This window comes from Streptomyces sp. NPDC001270 (assembly GCF_042896695.1).
Taxonomy (GTDB): domain Bacteria; phylum Actinomycetota; class Actinomycetes; order Streptomycetales; family Streptomycetaceae; genus Streptomyces.
The window spans coordinates 48,123-64,746 of sequence record NZ_JBIAXM010000018.1; the positions used below are offsets into that span (position 1 = coordinate 48,123).

Genomic DNA, 16,624 nt, shown 5'->3' on the forward strand with positions numbered 1-16,624 from the left:
AGCCGGGCCGGACTGCTCAAGCCCTTGCGGGGCCGAGCGGCGCACTCCCAGATGACGAGCCCGGACCGCGAGACGGCCGCGGACCGGCACATCCGCGTCGGCGAACACCACAGACCGGGAGGACGGCGATGGCGGACCGAGCAGGACTGGCGGCCTTTCTGCGTACTCGCCGGGTGTCCCGGCAACCGGAGGACGTCGGCCTGCCCCGCGGGCGGCGCAGGCGTACCGGAGGGCTGCGCCGGGAGGAAGTGGCCGCTCTGTGCGACATGTCGGCGGACTACTACACCCGCCTCGAACAGCCGCGCGGGCCCCGTCCTTCGGAGCAGATGCTCGCCGCGATCGCCCGCGGCCTGCGCCTGTCCGCGCAGGAGCGGGACCACCTGTTCCACCTCGCCGGTCATGCGCTGCCTCCCAGAGCACGGCGCGGCGACCAGGTCGATCCGGGGATGAGCCGCATCCTGGAGCGGCTTTCGGACACCCCCGCACAAGTGATGAACCAACTGGGCGAAACACTGAAGCAGACGCGGCCGGCGGTGGCCCTGCTGGGCGACGAAACCGCGTACACCGGACTGGCCCGAAGCGTCCACTACCGCTGGTTCACGGATCCGGCCTCCCGGCTCCGCCACCCCGAGAGCGACCACGACGTGCAGAGCCGCCTGATGGTGGCCGACCTCAACGGCGCCCACAGCCGCGACGGCGGCGACTCGTACGTCGGCGAACTCGTCGACACACTGCTCGGCGAGAGCCCCGAGTTCGCCGGACTCTGGCACGAACGCCCGGTGCTGGGCCCCTCCTGTGGGTCCAAACGCTTCCGGCACCCGAAAGCGGGGCTGCTGGAACTGCACTGCCAGACGCTCGTCGACCCCGAGGCGTCCCAGCGGCTCCTGGTCTACACCGCGGCACCGGGCAGCGCGAGCGACACCGGCCTCAGGCTCCTGTCCGCGCTCGGGTGACCGGCACGCAAGCCGGCGTCCGGGCCTGAAGGTTCGCGTCCCAAGTCCCGCCGGAGCGGCGCTTGGGGGTACCGAAAGTATCACCGGGCGCAGATAGGATCCGCGGCCGTCTGCGAGCCCACCAGGACCGGCTTCCGCGTCTACCTGAGGTGGTCGGACGGCACCGCCCTGTCGCCCGCACACACGGCGGACAAGGGCTGGTACATCAACTGGATCGGCGTCGACGAACCCTGATCCTGCCCACGACATCCACGCCCGCTCCGCACCCTCCGCCGAGGTGGGGCCGGTCAGGCCGCGAGAGCCGGCCCACAGGGACAGGGGCGGTATTCCAGGCCGTGTCCGCCGTCGACGGCGCGGCTGGTGCAGGTGGCGGCGTCGGCGACCAGCTCCCAGGATCGGTATGGGCCGCTGTTCCTCCCGTTCCCGCGGGGTGGACCGGCGGATCTGACCGGCCTGGGCAGGTGGGCGCGGTGCCGTCCTGCCGTCCCGGTGACCACCGCGGTCTCCCGTAATCCTTTCGTGTCCCCCAAGTCGCCCGTATATCACCCGTTCTTTACACCATGCCACCGTAGGGCAGGACGATTCGGGGGGCGGCGTGGCGGATTCGGCTCCATCAGGTGCGAGAGAACCGTCGCTGAAGGTGGTGCGGGTACCCGGCGCACTGCTCCGGCGTGTGTTACGGGTGTTCCGGCTGTGTGCCGTCCTGGCCGTGCTGGTCGGCGGGACCGTCGGACTGACCGCGAGCGGGCATCTGGGGCTGCCCTTCCAACAGGTCACCACTCTCACCGGGCGCCTGGCGTCGGTCGGCGACCTCTTCGACGACCCGCAGATGATCCGGCTGCTGCGCAACCACGGACTGCGTGTGCACACCATCAGCGCGGGTTCACGCGAAGTGGCCACCGGCAGTCTGGACGGTCTGGACTTCGTCTTCCCGTCCGGCCAGTCGGCGGCGGAACAGATCTACGCCCAGCGACAGGCGGCCGGGCAGTACAGCAACGACTCGCAGCCCCTCTACAGCCCACTGGTCCTGGCCACCTGTCGCGCATACGCGGAGACATTGGTCGGCAAGGACGTGGCCGTGCGCCTCGGCGGCGGCGACAAGCCGCTTATTCCCTCGGCATGGCGCAGTTCGTCGGACTGGCGGGCACCACCTGGCACGACATCGGCGTCACCCGGCACGGCGTGGACAACCACAACCTCGTGCTCGCCCGGACCTCCGACATCTGCCAGTCCCATTCCGCGGACAGCTACCTCGGTCTGCTCGCCTACACCCTCAACGGGGGCAAGACGATCGGAGACACCTCCGAGATCCCCGCACTGGTCGGCAGGCTCAAGGAGCTGATACTCCGCCAGGGCAGCCCGGGCACCGACCTGAGCACGAAGTACGAGTCCCCCGTAGGCCCCAGTGCGGCCCCGATCGTCGTGATGTACGAGCACCAGTTCCTGGACTACCAGGCCAAGTACCGTGCCGAGCACGGCCGGCTGGACGACTACCGGGTGCTGCTCTACCCCGATACGCAGATGGTGAGCGAGCCGCACTTCGTCGCGCTGAACCACAAGGCCGGCCGGCTCGGCGACCTGCTGAAAGACGACCCGGAACTCCGGCGCCGGGAAGCCCAGCTCGGGTACCACACCTTCGGCACCGACGAACTGGGCACGAACATCAGGAAGTTGCACGTACCGGATCCGGACACCACCCGCACCGATCAGACCGACCGCACCGCGGCCCAGATGCCGGACTACCCGCTGCTGGAACAGCTCATCAACAGCATCAAGTCCTGCCCTCCACCGGTAACGGACTGAGCAGGACCGGAAGACAACAACGACCGGCCTGACCGATCCCGACCGACCTCGACGAGTGAACGAAGGTGTGCGCAGTGCCCGTATTCAGCGACGGCCTGTGGTGGGACATCAACTGGGGCTGGATGGTGGTGTGGCTGGTGACCGCGGTGAGCGTGTTCGCCGCGGCGGGACTGCTGATCGGCGCCCGGCGACGGCGCCGTTCCAGCCCCTCGGCCGGTCTGCTGTTCGGCCGTACCTGCGTCTACCTCGACGACCGGCAGATCATGGACACGTACCAGATGAACCAGTACGCGGTGGCGCTGCGCAAGGAGGTCGAACTGCGCACCACCACGAACCGGGCCGTCAAGCTGGTGTGGCGGCTGCTGCCCTTCATCAGCCCCGAGGCGAACTACGAGGCGAGCCGCGAGTCCGCCGCCAAGTACATCCAGGTGGCCGAGCCGATCTCGGTGATCGGCGTCATCCTCGACGCCCTGGAACGCAGCAACGCCATTGTCCACGCCGGCCTGTACGAGTCCACGATCCGCAGCAACCCGGCCCTGCGCAGGGTCCGGGGGACGGGCGGCACCCGGCTGAGCGCCACCAGGAAGTGGTTCGTCCAGCTGACCGCCGACTTCACTCTGGACGAGGCCGCCTGCGCCCCGGGCGCCGATGTCTTCACCGCGCCGTACGGTGACACCGCGCGGGTCCGCCTGGTCTGCCGCCCCACCGGCTACCGCACCGCCGACAGCACCGGAACCGGCGTCCCGAGCACCCCCGACACCACGCCCCGACCCGTATCGGCCCCCGCCCCCGCCCCCGCCCCCGCGTCCGTCCCGGACCTGACCGGCGCTCTCTGCCTGGCCAAGGTGGGGACTTGGCGGTCCGCCACCGGGACCCTGGACGTCGCCCCGCTGGCAGTCTTCAGGTAGCTCTCACGGGGGCGCGGTTTACGCACAGCGCATCTGCGCATCTTCTTCATAGAGTTCGGCGAACTTGAGTTCGGTGGCGTTGATCGCCTCTATTCCACTGGAACTTCGCTCCGCTTCCTGCGGATGCATTCACGTATCATGCATAAAGCGATCTGACAAGGTCTTGTACTACTCATTTCTGGCGCATACGTTGCCTTGCGTCCTGTGGTATGCCATGCCTAGTCTCGGTGTCGGTGAGCGGCCCTTCAAGTGGGCTGTCAATTATCCCGAGGTCGGGAAAACCGGTAGAGCGGGGAATGCTTGACGGTGGGAAACGCAGGCGAGACGAAAAGCAGTCCAGAAGAAGCCGACCTCAGCTTACGCGGCACAGTGAGTGCATCACCCGTCCGTGAACTCCTCATCGGTTCGGTGATCGGCCGGTCCTCCTCGGCGATGATTTCGGTGGGGACCGTACTGCTCATTCAGGACGCCACCGGCTCCTTCGCGTTCGCGGGAAGCGCCGCCGGAACGTTCGCTCTCTTCTCGGTCGCGGTCGGTCCGGTCCGCAGTTGGTTCACCGTGCGCTGCGGGCACCGTCTGACGCTGCTCATCCTGGCGGGAGCCGAGGCGCTGGGCCTGATCGCGCTGACCGTGGCCGCCACCCGACACTGGCCGTCCTGGCAGATTCTGGCCCTGACCGCGCTCGTCGGCGCGGCCAGCCCGCCCTTCGGGGCGCTCATGCGCGTCGGCTGGTCACGGGTCCTGCCCGAGCCGGTCCTCCCGAAAGCCTTCGGCATCGACGCCGTCTGCGAGGAAGTGACGCTGATGGTGGGGCCGCTGCTGGTCGGCGCGGCGGTGGCCCTGGCGGGAACGCAGACGTCCCTGCTCATCAGCAGCGGGCTGTGCCTGGTGGGCGCGGCGACCATGGCGGCCGGCGCCCCGGCCGCGCACGGCGGCGACGGCACGCCGCAGGAACACGTCTCGGTGCGCTCGGCGGTGCGCGGTGCCGCTCCGGTCCTCATCGCGCTGGCCGCCGTGGGCCTGACCGTGGGCATGATCGAAGTGGGGGTGCCGGCGCTGACGGAGGAGTTCGGCCGGGTGGCCCTGGCCGGCCCGCTGCTGGCCGTGCTCTCCGCCGCCAGTGCGTGCGGCGCGTTTGTCCACGGCAGGATCGCGGAACGCGCCCCGCTGGAGCGGTGGTTGGTGTGGTTGTCGCTGGGCGCCGCGCTGGGCACCGCCCTGCTGGCAGCCGCCGTCGGCCTGTTCACCCTGGTACCCCTGCTCGTGGTCGCCGGACTGGCGGTCGGACCCGCCGTCATGACGGGTTACCTGATGGCGGACCGGGTGGCCCGAGGACACGCGGGCAAGACACACGCGGCCATCCTGGCCGGTGTCGCCTGCAACGGCGGTACGGCCGCGGGCGCCGCCGCAAGCGGAGTGCTGATCGGCTCCGCCGGTACACACACGGCCTTCCTGGTCGTCGCCGGCACAGCCGTGCTGGGGATCGGGGCGAGCCGTCTGGTGCCCGTTCCCACGGACCCGGCCCCAAGCAGCGCCGATCCCGCACGGACGGCCGGCAAAGGTCCCTCCTGAATCCCTTCCCGAATCTCCCGGAATTCCTTCGGCAGAAAGGCAGGAAAGATGCGTCACGCGCTGCAGCAGGACGACCCGGACATCTTCTTCACCAATACGGCCATGGGACAGCGGACGCTCTACATCGACGGCGCGCAGGCCATGCAGGAGTGGGAGAAACCGCTCATGGTCCGGAGCGGAGAGCTGGTGGTCCGGCAGGGCAGTGAGTTTCTTGAGTGCGGCCTCGGCCTGGGCCTTTCGGCCCTCGCCGTCGCAGGCGCGCAGAACACGACGCGGCATACCGTGGTGGAGCGCTATCAGCCGGTCATCGACGAATTCCGGAAGACCCATCCCTCGCTCCCGGCCACCCTGGACATAGTCCAGGACGACTTCTTCGACCACATAGAGCGGCTGCCGGACGAATCGGTCGACGGCATCATGTTCGATCCCTGGCTCCCCAAAGAGATCCGGGACGACGAGTCCTGGTGGGCGGAGGTCATCGGACAGATGATCCGTATCATGCGGCCGGGCGCGGCATTCGTGCCGTTCTTCTCCACGACCAACGAGCTGTGGCCGCGCTTCGCCCCTCGCTTCCGGACCATCCTCGTCGAGCCGCACCCCTTCACCGCGTACCCGACGACGAGTTACACGGAGGGCACCTCCGGCACCGCGTACATCCAGTGCTTCATCAAGTGAGGAGGACCCCGACATGCCCTTCCACTTCGCCACCGTCAGCCAGAAGCTGACCGCTTCCATGGGCGGACGCGCCGCCTACCAGGTCCTCGCCATGGCGTGGAACGACGAGACCAACGAGATGCGGTATCTGATAGCCGCACGGGAACGGCCCGTCTGGGTCAACGATCAGGAACTCGTACGGGTGTTCACGGACGACGACTGAGACAGGCGGTGCCGTGTGATCTCCTCCCTGCTCCAGGCATTTCTCGCGCAGGTGTCGAGCCGGCCGGACGCGGCCGCCCTCCACTATCCCGAATCCATGGATCCGGAGGTGATGGACTACCGGACCCTGGACACCCGCTCGGACCGCCTGGCCTCTCACCTCGCCGGTGCCGGAGTCCGCGCGGGAGACACCGTAGGCATCTTCTTCGCACCCGAACCAACGCTGATCGTCTCGGTGCTGGCGGCCCACAAGCTGGGTGCCCGCTACCTCATGCTCGACGCCGAGCTGCCCGCCCCCCGGCTCGACGCGATCATCGCCGACTGCCCGATGGCCGCGGTGCTCGGCGTGCCGCCCCCCGAAGTCACCCTCGGCCCGGACACGGCACAGTTCGGGTTCGAGGCGGCACGTGACATCTCCGGCGGTCGCGGAGAGCGGCGGTATCCGGTCCCCGAGGCCGCGGACGCCGAGGAACTGTACGTCTGCTACACCTCCGGCAGTTCGGGCACGCCCAAGGGGATCGTCGCGCGGACGTCATCCGTGTTCAACCTGGTGAGCGCCGAGGCCAGGCTGGACATCGGTCCCGAGGACGGGGTGGGTCAGCTGTCCAACCCGGCCTTCGACGCGTTCACCTGGGAAGTGTGGGGCTGCCTGGTCAACGGCGGCCGACTCGTGGGCGCCGACCGGCGGCTGGCCGCCGACACCGGGCGCTTCGGTACCTTCGTCCGGGCCCGGCACGTCACCGTCGCCTTCATGACCACAGCCGTGTTCAACCTGCACGCCGCGACGTCACCGACGGCCCTCGCACGGCTGCGCCTGCTCGTGTTCGGCGGCGAGAAGGCCGACCTCGCGGCGGTGCGCATCGTGCGGTCCGCGATGCCGGGCCGACTGGTGCACGCGTACGGGCCGACCGAGACCACCACGTTCGCCACCTGCCATGTGGTGGGAGAGATCGCCGCCGACGCGACATCGTTGCCGATCGGATCGCCGCTGGCCGGGTACGAGGCGACGGTCTGGCATGCCGAAGGGCGGCCGGCCGCCCCCGGCGAGCCGGGAGAGCTCTACATCGGCGGGGCGGGGGTCGCCGGCGGATACCTCAACCGGCCGGAGCTGACCACCGAGCGGTTCGGCCCCTCGCCCGCCGACCCGACCGGGCCCGTCACCTACCGCACGGGCGACCTCGTCACCACCGACGAGTCCGGGCTCATCCACTTCCTGGGCCGCAGGGACAACCAGGTGAAGGTGCGTGGTCAGCGGGTCGAACTGGAAGACGTGGAAACCCACTTGAGGGCGCTCCCGGCCGTGCGCGAAGCCGTCGTCTGCCCCGTCCGGGACCGCGATTCGGTGAGCCTCGTCGCCGTGGTCGAACCGGCGCAGCGGCACGGCGCCGTCTCGACGTGGAACGGTCTGTACGACGAGCTGTACCGCGGGATCGATCTGCGACGTGAGGACCACCGCTACCGCGGCTGGAACGCCTCCGCGACCCACCAGCCGATCCCCGCCGACGAGATGCGGCACTGGTTGACCGCCACCCTCGCCCGGATCCGCCGGCTGCGCCCCCGGCGCATCCTGGAGATCGGCGTCGGATCGGGGCTCCTCCTCAACGCCCTGGCACCCTCCGCCGACACCTACTGGGCGACCGACTTCTCGCACTCGGTCCTGGACAAGCTGGCCGAACAGTGCGCCACCGATCCGGAGCTGGCCCGGGTCGAACTGCGCCACCGCGAGGCGATCGACCTGTCGGGGCTGCCGGAGAACACGTTCGACACGGTCATCCTCAACTCGGTCATCCAGTACTTTCCGTCGGTCGACTACCTCTCCCAGGTGCTGAAGGGCCTGCTCGACCTGCTGACCCCGGGCGGACGCCTCTTCGTGGGAGACGTGCGCAACCAGCGGCTGGCGGGCCGGTTCTACACCGAAGTCGCCGAGCACAGCGCGGGCGGGCCGCACGCGCACACCGCGGCACAACTGGCCGAGGCCGAGACGGAACTCCTCGTCGACCCCGACTACTTCGCCCTGCTGCCCCAGGTCTTCGACCGTATCGACGCGGTCGATCTCCTCGTCAAAAGAGGCCGCCACCGCAACGAACTGACCGACTACCGCTACGACGTCCTGCTCGGCACCGGCGAGACCGGGCCTCCGCGCTCCGACACCGCCCTTGAATGGACCTGGGACGGCGGGAACACAGCCGGAGCGGCCCTCGCGGACCGGCTCGCGGGCGTGGCCGCCCGGCCCGTCGTCGTCACCGGCGTACCCAACGCCCGGCACCTTCCGGCGCACTCGGGCGCGGTGGAACCGGAGGACCTGTACGACATCGGCGCGGCCGCCGGCCGGCCGGCACTGGTGAGCTGGGGGGCCGCCCCGGACGAACTCACCGCCTGGTTCCTGCCGGCGGGCGCCGACGACGCGGTCTCCGGCACCGCCCGGCCGCACGCCGGCCGACCGGAGACCTGGCCCACGGCCTACGCGAACACGCCGACCGGGCAGCGCGCACCGCACTCCTTCGCCGAGGACGTCGTCCGCCGGCTCAGAACGGAGCTGCCCGCCTACATGATTCCCAGCCGGGTCGTCGTCGAGGACCGACTGCCCCGCAACGCCAACGGCAAGCTCGACCGGCACGCCGCGGCAGACCTGGCGGAGCGGTACACGCCCGCGCCGAAACCGGCCGAGTCGCCCGCGACCTTCCGCGAAGCCGCGGTGCGGTCCGCGGTGGCCGCCGCGCTCGGCGTGGACCAGGACACGATCGCACCCGGCGACGACTTCTTCGACCTGGGCGGCCATTCGATCGCGGCTGTCCGGCTGGCCCACTGGCTGAGCGGCCGGCTGGGTGTGGACGTCTCGACGGGGGACATCTACGAGGCGCGCACGGTCCGTCAGATCGCCGCCCGCGTCTTCCCGGAACGGCCGGACCCGCCGGAGGCACGGCCGACTCGGCGAGGGGAAGGAGAGTCCGGAGCCGAACCCGGCCAGGAGGCGCGGCCGGCGCCCGTGCCCGAGGGGCGGTCCGCACCGGGGGCACCGGGTGACGTACCCGCCGCCGTGGATGCGGTCCTGACCGATGCGGAGGATGTCGCCCTGTCACGGCTCGCCGCCGCGGCCGACGTCACACGGCACGACCTCACCACGGCGGCCCTGGTCGCCTCGCTCACCCGGCTGACCGGCGCCGGGGCCGTCGTCATGCTGCGGCCCAACCGCCGACTCGCCCCGCGGGACGTCCTGTCCTGGCGGACCAGCCGCGGCGTCGCCGCGTGGGTGGTGACTCCCGACCCCGGCCACGGACTGCGACCCCTGTCCTTCGCCCTGGTCCGGTCCGAATCCCGGAGCCTCACCGAAGAGCCGGCGCTGAGCGATCCGGCGCACAAGCGGGACATCCCGGCCGACCTGCCGGTCCTGCTGTACGGCCCCGCCCCACTGCTGCCGCAGCCCGGCCGCGAACTCCCCTACGGGACGGGCCTGCTGGTGATGGCGTCCCACACCGGGCACGGCGCCTCAGCGCGCCTGTGGCACGACGGCCGGCCCGCCTGCTCCGGACTGACGACGGAACGTCTGGCGACCGACTGGAACGCGTGGATCCGAGCGGGTCTGCGTGACCCGGAGCGTCCTGCAACCGCGAGTGAATCGTTTTTGCCGGAGGTGCGGGAGGTGATGGTGGGGCAACGGCTCGTCATGCGGACCGAGACCCTTGCCCCGCTGCTTCCCAGCGGAATGCGGCCGGCCGCCGGCGACGCCGTGCCCGTGTACGTCCTGGACGAGGCCAACCAGCCGGTCCCGGAGGGCCGGTACGGGCGGCTGCACGTGCCCATGGCCTCCCTCGACACCACGGGCCCCGTCGCACAGGACGCTCAGCGGGCGGCGGACCGGCTGATCGCGGACCCGCTGCGGGCCGGGGCCGTCATGGTACGTACCGCCTCGACGGCCCGGTGGCATCGAGGCGCCGGGGCGGAACTCCTGGCGCCCCGGGCGGCGGCCGAGGCCGAGGCCGCCGGGGAATCAGACCTGCACCAGCCTCCGGCCGGGCCGGATGTGTTCGACGACGAGCTGGAAATGTTCACCGTCCTCGTGAACAGGACCGGCGAGAGATCACTGTGGCCCATGAGTATCGCCGTGCCGGCGGGCTGGGCGGCCCACATCGCCCCCACGTCCAGGACAGCGGCTCTGAAGCAGCTGACCCCTGGACGCGACCCCGCACCCGGTGAGTCCGACCGACGTATGGAGTCCACAGATGAGTGAAACGGCGCCCTCGAACGACGTCTTCCAGTCCTCCGGGATGTCACAGCACATCCTCACACCCGATGAGGCCGAGCAGGTACGGCACTTGTCCGAGCGGGCCAGCCGGGATCACGGCGATCCGAACGACGACGACACCCTCGGCGCGCTGGCCGCCCTGGCGGGTGATCTCCCGCTGAGCCTGCGCGCCTTCCTCCACCGGGAGCGCCTGACGGAATCACCGAGCGGTGTCACGGTGCTCAGCAATCTCACCGTGGCCGAGAACGTCGGGCCCACCCCGCGGAGCTGGCGCGGCGCGGACACCCAGGAGAGCCGACCGGACGCCTTCACCGCGTTGCTGCTCGGATCGCTCCTCGGCGATCCCATCGGATGGTCCGCCCAGCAGAGCGGCCGCGTGGTCACCGACGTGCTGCCCTCGCCGGGCATGGAGCAGAGCGACATCAGCGCCTCCAGCGCGAGAGAGCTGAGCTGGCACACCGAGGACGCCTTCTCCCCTTACCGTGCCGACTGGGTCGGCCTGCTGTGCCTGCGCAATCCGCACGCCGTGGCCACCACCGTGTCCCGGCTGGCAGTGGGGGAGTTACCCGAACCCGCCGAACGGGTGCTGCGGGAAACCCGGTTCGTCCTGGACGCGGATCCGGCCCACGAACTGGACGACGGCCCCGAGCCGGACAGCGGGCCCGTCGCGCTCCTGACGGGCCCGCCGGACGCCCCGACGCTGCGCGCCGACCGGGACTACATGCGGGCCGTCCCCGACGACGACGAAGCGGCCCAAGCGCTGAAGCAACTGATCCACCATCTCGACGACCGGCTGACCGACGTCGTCCTGGGACCGGGGGACATGGCCTTCATCGACAACAACGTCTTCGTACACGGCAGGCGCTCCTTCCAGGCGACCTACTCGCCCGCCGAACGCTGGCTCAAGCGCATCAACGTGGTCAGGGACATCCGCCGGACGCGCCCCGGCCGGATCAGCGGAAGCAGCCGCGTCCTGCGCAGCCTGTGACCACAGATCCCTGCACGGACGCGTTCACACCCGCATCCCGCCGAGGAAGGGGAATCTCACCATGAACAGTTCCACGGACGCCGGGCGGCGCAGGCTCCTCCTGGTGGAAAGCCGCCGCGCGACCTTCAACGAGAGCCTCCTGGCGAGGCCCGACGTGACCACGGTGCTGTTGCGCCTGGGCGACAGCTCCACCCGCTCGCACGGCTCGGGACCGGACGGCCAGGACGCGGAGAACTCCCGGCACATGTTCGTCCTGGACTCCTCGCGGTCGATCGACCAGGAGGCGGCCCGCTACCGGGAGTGGGTCGGGCACATCGGCGTCGTCCCCGAGTACTTCTGCAATCCGAACGAGGCCGTCCAGCCCCAGGCCCAGGCGTTCGCGGCCGCCGTCGGGCTGCCGCACCTCACCCAGGAGCAGGTGCTGCTCGTCCACGAGAAACCCGCGATGAAGAAGCTGTACCACCGCATCGGGCTGCGCTCGGCGGCGTACGAACTCGTCGACGGTGTGGGGGAGATCGAGCGGTTCGCGGCCGTCCACGGCTGGCCGCTGATCCTGAAGCCGGTGGACTCCGACTCGTGCATCGGGACCTGGAAGCTGCGTGAGGCGGACCTGCCACACGCCGAACAGCTCCTGCGGGACGGCCACCGCTGGATGGTGGAGGAGTACATCAAGGGCCACGAGCACCAGCTGTGCGCTCTCGTCGCGGACGGCCGCGTGCTCGACGCCTACGTCTCCAGCAATCCCGCGCCGATCCTCGACGTCCTGGAGGGTGCGATCAACGCCAACATCACGCTCGCCCCGTCCGAACCAAAGCCGATCGACGCGGTCGAGCTGTGCCAGCATCTGGTGGACGGTGTGGAGTACGGCAGCGGCTACCTGCACGCGGAGTTCTGGATGACCGAGGCCGGGGAGTTCGTCATGGGCGAACTGGCCGCTCGGCTCAGCGGCTGCGAGGTCCCCCTCAACCACGGTCTGTCGTACGGCTTCGACATCATGCAGGCCATCACCGACCTGTACGTGGGCAGGACCCCGGTGCTGGAGTACACACGCGACCGTGCGGTCGGCGACCTGCTCCTGCCCACCGCGCCCGGAGTGGTCACCGAGATCACGCCCGCGGAGGAACTGCTCGCGCAGGAAGGGGTGATCTCCTGCCGTATGCGCGCCGCCGTCGGCGATCTGGTGGATCCGCCGCGTGCCTCCTTCGCCTGCAGCGGCGTGGTCCAGGTCACCGGGCAGGACTCCGCCGAAGTGACGGACCGGATGCGGAAGATCCTCAGTGCCTACCGGTTCACGACCGAGACGCCCGACACGGCCCGGGAGGCACGATGACGGGGAGGCACGACCCCGGCGCCCCCCGCCGGCCGGACGCCACGTTCGCGGGCCACCGGGACGCCTCCGACTACGCCGCGGCAGTCGCCCGCTTCCTGTCCGGTGACGGGCCGACGCCCATTCCGGTGTGGGTGGGTGACCGCACCGACCTGACGGCCTCGATCGGCGCGGCCGAGCGGCTGTATCGGATCTCCCCGCACGCCGCCACGGCGGCCGACGTCCACATCGTGCGGCCGCAACAGTTCCCCGACGCGCTCCGGGACATGATCCACGCGCTGCCGTCCGCCCCCGGCCGGCGTTCCCCGACGACCGTGGGGCTCTACCAGGACCTGCGGTTCGGCGACCGCACCGCTTGGGGACGCGACCAGGCTCAGGCGTCGGGCGCGGAACCGGCCGTGTTCCTCACCGGCCGGGACGTGCACTCGCTCAGCTGGATGGTGGCCAAGCAGTGGGCGGAACCTGACGAGTTGTCAGGTGAACTGGTGGTGACCGACCTCGACCACCGCCCGGCGCTGGGCGGCGCCGAGTGGGTCGACCCCGACGACATCGCCCGCGGCGACCGCATCCAGATCCTGCGCGAGGGGCCCTGGCGCAGGGTGCTGCTGCACGGCAACGGCCAGGACGACAGCCTGAACCTCGGCCGGCACACCATCTGTGGCAGACGCCAGGGAGCCTACGAGCCGAACGGGTACGGGCCGTCCTGCCACTTCGGTCAGGGCTGCTACAAACCCGAACGGGGCCTGATCCCGGTCGGTAGCATCCCCGCGGGGTCCCTGACACTGCTGAACTGCTTCAGCGGACCGTCGGGACGGCTCGCCACCTATCACGACGACTACCAACTGCTCCTGGCCGCCGTCGACGGCCCGGCCCGTTCCATCGTCGTCACCTCCACCGCCTGCGACGCGGGGCGCCCGGAGATCCAGGCGTGGCTCGACCACCCCGGCGATCCCGCCACCGCCATGAACCAGAGCGTGACGGACGCGAACCCGTACCCGGTGTTCTTCCAGTGCGGCACCGAGACGACGCCGGCCACGGTACCCACGGGGGCGGCGAACCCGGGGCCGGCCGGCCCGTCGCACAAGACCCCCGCGGCGGGAGAGACCGGACAGTCCGGTTCACTCGCCGAGCGGATCCGGACGCTGTCGGCCCGTTCGATCGCCATCGGCCGGTCAGGGCTGGTACCGGAGAACCATCCCATCGCCACCGAACTGGCGGATCTCGACCGGTTCCTGTCCGCCATCTCGGTCCGTGACGCCCTGCGCGATCCGGACCTGACCCGACTCCACCGCGAACAATGCGATGCCAAGACGGCCGCTCTGGACGCGCGGATCGCCCGCAGCCTGTTCACCGAGAGCGCGATCTCCCGCTTTCCGACCTTCTTCGGCGACCGCAGCACGGTCCAGCCGGGCCCGATGAAACAGGCACCGCCCTGCCCGTGCGGCGAGCCCGCCTCCGTCTTCGTACGGCTCCCCGTACCGGCCCCGCTGGTGCCCGTCTCGCAGACGGTGTGTGACAGGTGCGGCGACATCGAGAACGCCATGCTGGGCGCTCCGGAGGTCCGGGTGCGGGGCCCCCGGCGGATGCGGAAGGGCGAAACGGCGGAGATCGCGGTGGAGCTGACCGCGACGCCCGGGACGGTGCCCATCGCGGGACTGGGCCTACGGGCGTCGCTGCGGGCACAGGTCCGACCGACCGCCTGCCGGGTGGCGATCGACCAACAGGGCCGCGGCACTGCGCACTTCGAGCTGGCCGTGTCGTCCGACACCCGGGCGCAGGCCGAGTACCTGCTGCCGTTCGCCGTCAACGACCTGGCCGTCAACGTCGGACGATTCCACTTGCTCGTAGAACCCGATACGAAGTGAGGTGCCGAGCGTGCCGAAGGCGTCTTCCAACAACTTCGCGGCGGAGCGGGTGAACAGTGAGCGACTGCTGCGCCGGATCGAGGAACTCGCGAAGTTCGGAGCCACCGGCGACGGCGGAGTCACCAGGCTCGCCTACTCGGAGGATGACATACGGGCGCGTTCGGCCGTCGCGGACTGGCTCGCGGAGGCGGGCATCCCGTCAAGGGTGGACGCGGCAGGCAACCTGATCGCACGGCTCGCGGGCCGGGGCGGCTCGCGACGCGTCCTGGCGACCGGCAGCCACCTCGACACCGTGGTCCAGGGCGGCAGATTCGACGGGGCCTACGGCGTCATGGCGTCACTGGAAGCCATGATCCGGATCGCGGAGTCGGGGACGCCGCTGTGGTACGACGTGTCCCTGGTCGTCTTCTCCAACGAAGAGGGAGCGAACGGCACTCCTGGGATGGTCGGCTCGCACATCGTGTCCGGCGTCCCGGTCGACGTCGACCAGCTCGATCACACGGGTGTCCCGCTGTGGAGGCGCCTCGCCGACGTGGGAGGCGACGCCTCGGCACTGGACGAGGCCGTCTGGGCGGACGACAGCGTCGCCGCGTTCGTCGAGATGCACATCGAGCAAGGCCCGGTGCTGGAGGACGAGGGGGCCGACATCGGCGTCGTCACCTCCATCACCGGCCGGTCCAACCTGGTCGTCGAGATCACCGGACAGCAGCAGCACGCCGGCACCACCCCGATGACGAACCGCTGCGACGCGCTCGTCGTGGCGGCGCGCATCATCGGCGAGGTGGACGCGCTGGCCCAGAAGGGCGCTGTCCGGGTCGCCACGACGGGCCGCATCACCTGCTCGCCGAACGTGTGGAACGTCGTGCCCGGATCGGTGCACCTCACCGTGGACCTCCGGGACGAGGACCGGAGCCGCATCACCGCGGCGACCGCGCACATCCGCCGCCTTGCGGGCGACCTGAGCGCGACGACCGGAGCCGTCGTCGACGTGCGGCAGGGGCCTGAGGTGCTGCCCGTGGCCATGGACGCCGAACTGGCGGACTGCATCAGCGACGCCGCCGGTCAACTGTCACTGCCGTCGCTGCGCATGCCGAGCGGAGCGGGCCACGACGCCCAATTGGTCGCCCGGACGGCACCCACCGCGATGATCTTCGTTCCGAGCATCGGGGGAGTGAGCCATGCCCCGCAGGAGAACTCCCACGACCACCACCTGACGCAAGGCGCGGACGTGCTGCTGAGAGCGCTCCGCTTGATCGACGAACGCCTCAAGAGGTGACACGGCCGGTTCAGGCCAGGCAGATGTCCGCAGTGCGGATCGCACCACCGAGGTTCTCGTCGTCGGTGCCGAGGACACCCGTTCGCGCGGTGGACGGGCAGGCGAGGGCCTCGACCCTGTGCCCTTCGAAGCGGGCGAGTTCGACCGGCTCGGGCCGCACGGTCAGCAGGGGGAGCGGCACCGGGCGTGAGCGCGAAGCCTTCGTAGTTGTCGCCGGTGCCCTCACGCCCGGAACCGTGAACTCCCGCAGCACCCGCGCCGTGTCCCCTGCGACGCCGAGGTGGTAGCCGTGGCCCGGGCTTTCCAGCGCGGTGTACTCGCCTGGGCGCCCGGGAACCGCGCTGATCGACTCCAGATCCACGGGGAGGGCGGCCCCTTGCCACGGCACCACGTCCACCTGCACCGGCACGCCGTCGGCGAGGCGGACACGGGAGACACGCTTCTCTCCCTCCCGCTTGTAGTCGTGCACCACCAGCAGGTCGTCCCCGTCCGGCAGGTAAGCAGCCGCGCTCCGGCGGATGTCGACCGGAGAGCCGGACCATGTACGACGGCGGGAACGGACGCGGTCAAGTCCGCCGCCCCCGGCGCACCCGACAGCTCCGCTCCGAACTCCGGCCCCTGCCTTCCAGTCGTGCACCGGCCGACCCTCCACCGCCCCGGTCCGCGGCGTCCAGGCAGCCGCGGACCATCTCTGCGCGCCTGACGGGAACTCCAAACATTTACTGCGGCCGCAGGGTCAGACATGGCGCTCTCTTTACTCAATTGACCGTTCTGCGGGCATTCGTGGTCCCGTATCCCTGTGGATTCGCTTGC

At 70.4% G+C, this 16,624-nt stretch carries 12 protein-coding genes; 11 read left to right on the top strand and 1 reads right to left on the bottom strand.

Annotated features, from left to right (window positions below; genetic code table 11):
• Positions 1 to 128 precede the first annotated feature (128 nt).
• The 11 genes from ACFY2B_RS27955 (at position 129) to ACFY2B_RS28005 (ending at position 15,811) form a co-directional block, all read left to right on the top strand.
• Entirely contained in the window at positions 129 to 953 is an 825-nt protein-coding gene (locus ACFY2B_RS27955; protein WP_390765825.1) for a helix-turn-helix transcriptional regulator, read from the top strand.
• Between the two features lie 1,119 nt (positions 954 to 2,072).
• On the top strand, positions 2,073 to 2,756 hold the full coding sequence (locus ACFY2B_RS27960; RefSeq protein ID WP_390765826.1) for a hypothetical protein: 684 nt from the start codon (positions 2,073 to 2,075) through the stop codon (positions 2,754 to 2,756).
• A gap of 74 nt (positions 2,757 to 2,830) precedes the next feature.
• Positions 2,831 to 3,664, top strand: coding sequence for a hypothetical protein (locus tag ACFY2B_RS27965; protein ID WP_390765827.1), 834 nt, complete (start codon positions 2,831 to 2,833; stop codon positions 3,662 to 3,664).
• A gap of 369 nt (positions 3,665 to 4,033) precedes the next feature.
• Entirely contained in the window at positions 4,034 to 5,236 is a 1,203-nt protein-coding gene (locus ACFY2B_RS27970) for an MFS transporter (RefSeq protein ID WP_390765828.1), read from the top strand.
• Positions 5,237 to 5,284: 48 nt separating this feature from the next.
• Positions 5,285 to 5,911 carry a class I SAM-dependent methyltransferase gene (locus ACFY2B_RS27975; protein WP_390765829.1) on the top strand — a complete coding sequence of 209 codons (627 nt, stop codon included), beginning with the start codon at positions 5,285 to 5,287 and terminating at the stop codon, positions 5,909 to 5,911.
• A 13-nt stretch (positions 5,912 to 5,924) separates the two neighbouring features.
• A complete protein-coding gene (locus ACFY2B_RS27980) occupies positions 5,925 to 6,113 on the top strand; it encodes a hypothetical protein (RefSeq protein WP_376536621.1) in 189 nt (62 codons plus the stop codon).
• Positions 6,114 to 6,128: 15 nt separating this feature from the next.
• A complete protein-coding gene (locus ACFY2B_RS27985) occupies positions 6,129 to 10,340 on the top strand; it encodes an amino acid adenylation domain-containing protein (protein ID WP_390765830.1) in 4,212 nt (1,403 codons plus the stop codon).
• Positions 10,333 to 11,343 carry a TauD/TfdA family dioxygenase gene (locus tag ACFY2B_RS27990; RefSeq protein ID WP_390765831.1) on the top strand — a complete coding sequence of 337 codons (1,011 nt, stop codon included), beginning with the start codon at positions 10,333 to 10,335 and terminating at the stop codon, positions 11,341 to 11,343. Before ACFY2B_RS27985 ends, ACFY2B_RS27990 begins: the two co-directional genes overlap by 8 nt.
• A 61-nt stretch (positions 11,344 to 11,404) precedes the next feature.
• The gene (locus ACFY2B_RS27995) at positions 11,405 to 12,673 is read left to right on the top strand and encodes an ATP-dependent carboxylate-amine ligase (protein ID WP_390765832.1); all 1,269 of its coding nucleotides are present in this window, start codon (positions 11,405 to 11,407) and stop codon (positions 12,671 to 12,673) included.
• Complete coding sequence (locus ACFY2B_RS28000) at positions 12,670 to 14,535, top strand: hypothetical protein (protein WP_390765833.1); 1,866 nt, start codon at positions 12,670 to 12,672, stop codon at positions 14,533 to 14,535. Before ACFY2B_RS27995 ends, ACFY2B_RS28000 begins: the two co-directional genes overlap by 4 nt.
• 10 nt (positions 14,536 to 14,545) lie before the next feature.
• Positions 14,546 to 15,811 carry a Zn-dependent hydrolase gene (locus ACFY2B_RS28005; RefSeq protein WP_390765834.1) on the top strand — a complete coding sequence of 422 codons (1,266 nt, stop codon included), beginning with the start codon at positions 14,546 to 14,548 and terminating at the stop codon, positions 15,809 to 15,811.
• A gap of 10 nt (positions 15,812 to 15,821) precedes the next feature.
• Here the strand turns inward: ACFY2B_RS28005 and ACFY2B_RS28010 are convergent, their stop codons facing one another.
• A complete protein-coding gene (locus ACFY2B_RS28010) occupies positions 15,822 to 16,283 on the bottom strand; it encodes a hypothetical protein (protein WP_390765835.1) in 462 nt (153 codons plus the stop codon).
• Between the last annotated feature and the right edge of the window lie 341 nt (positions 16,284 to 16,624).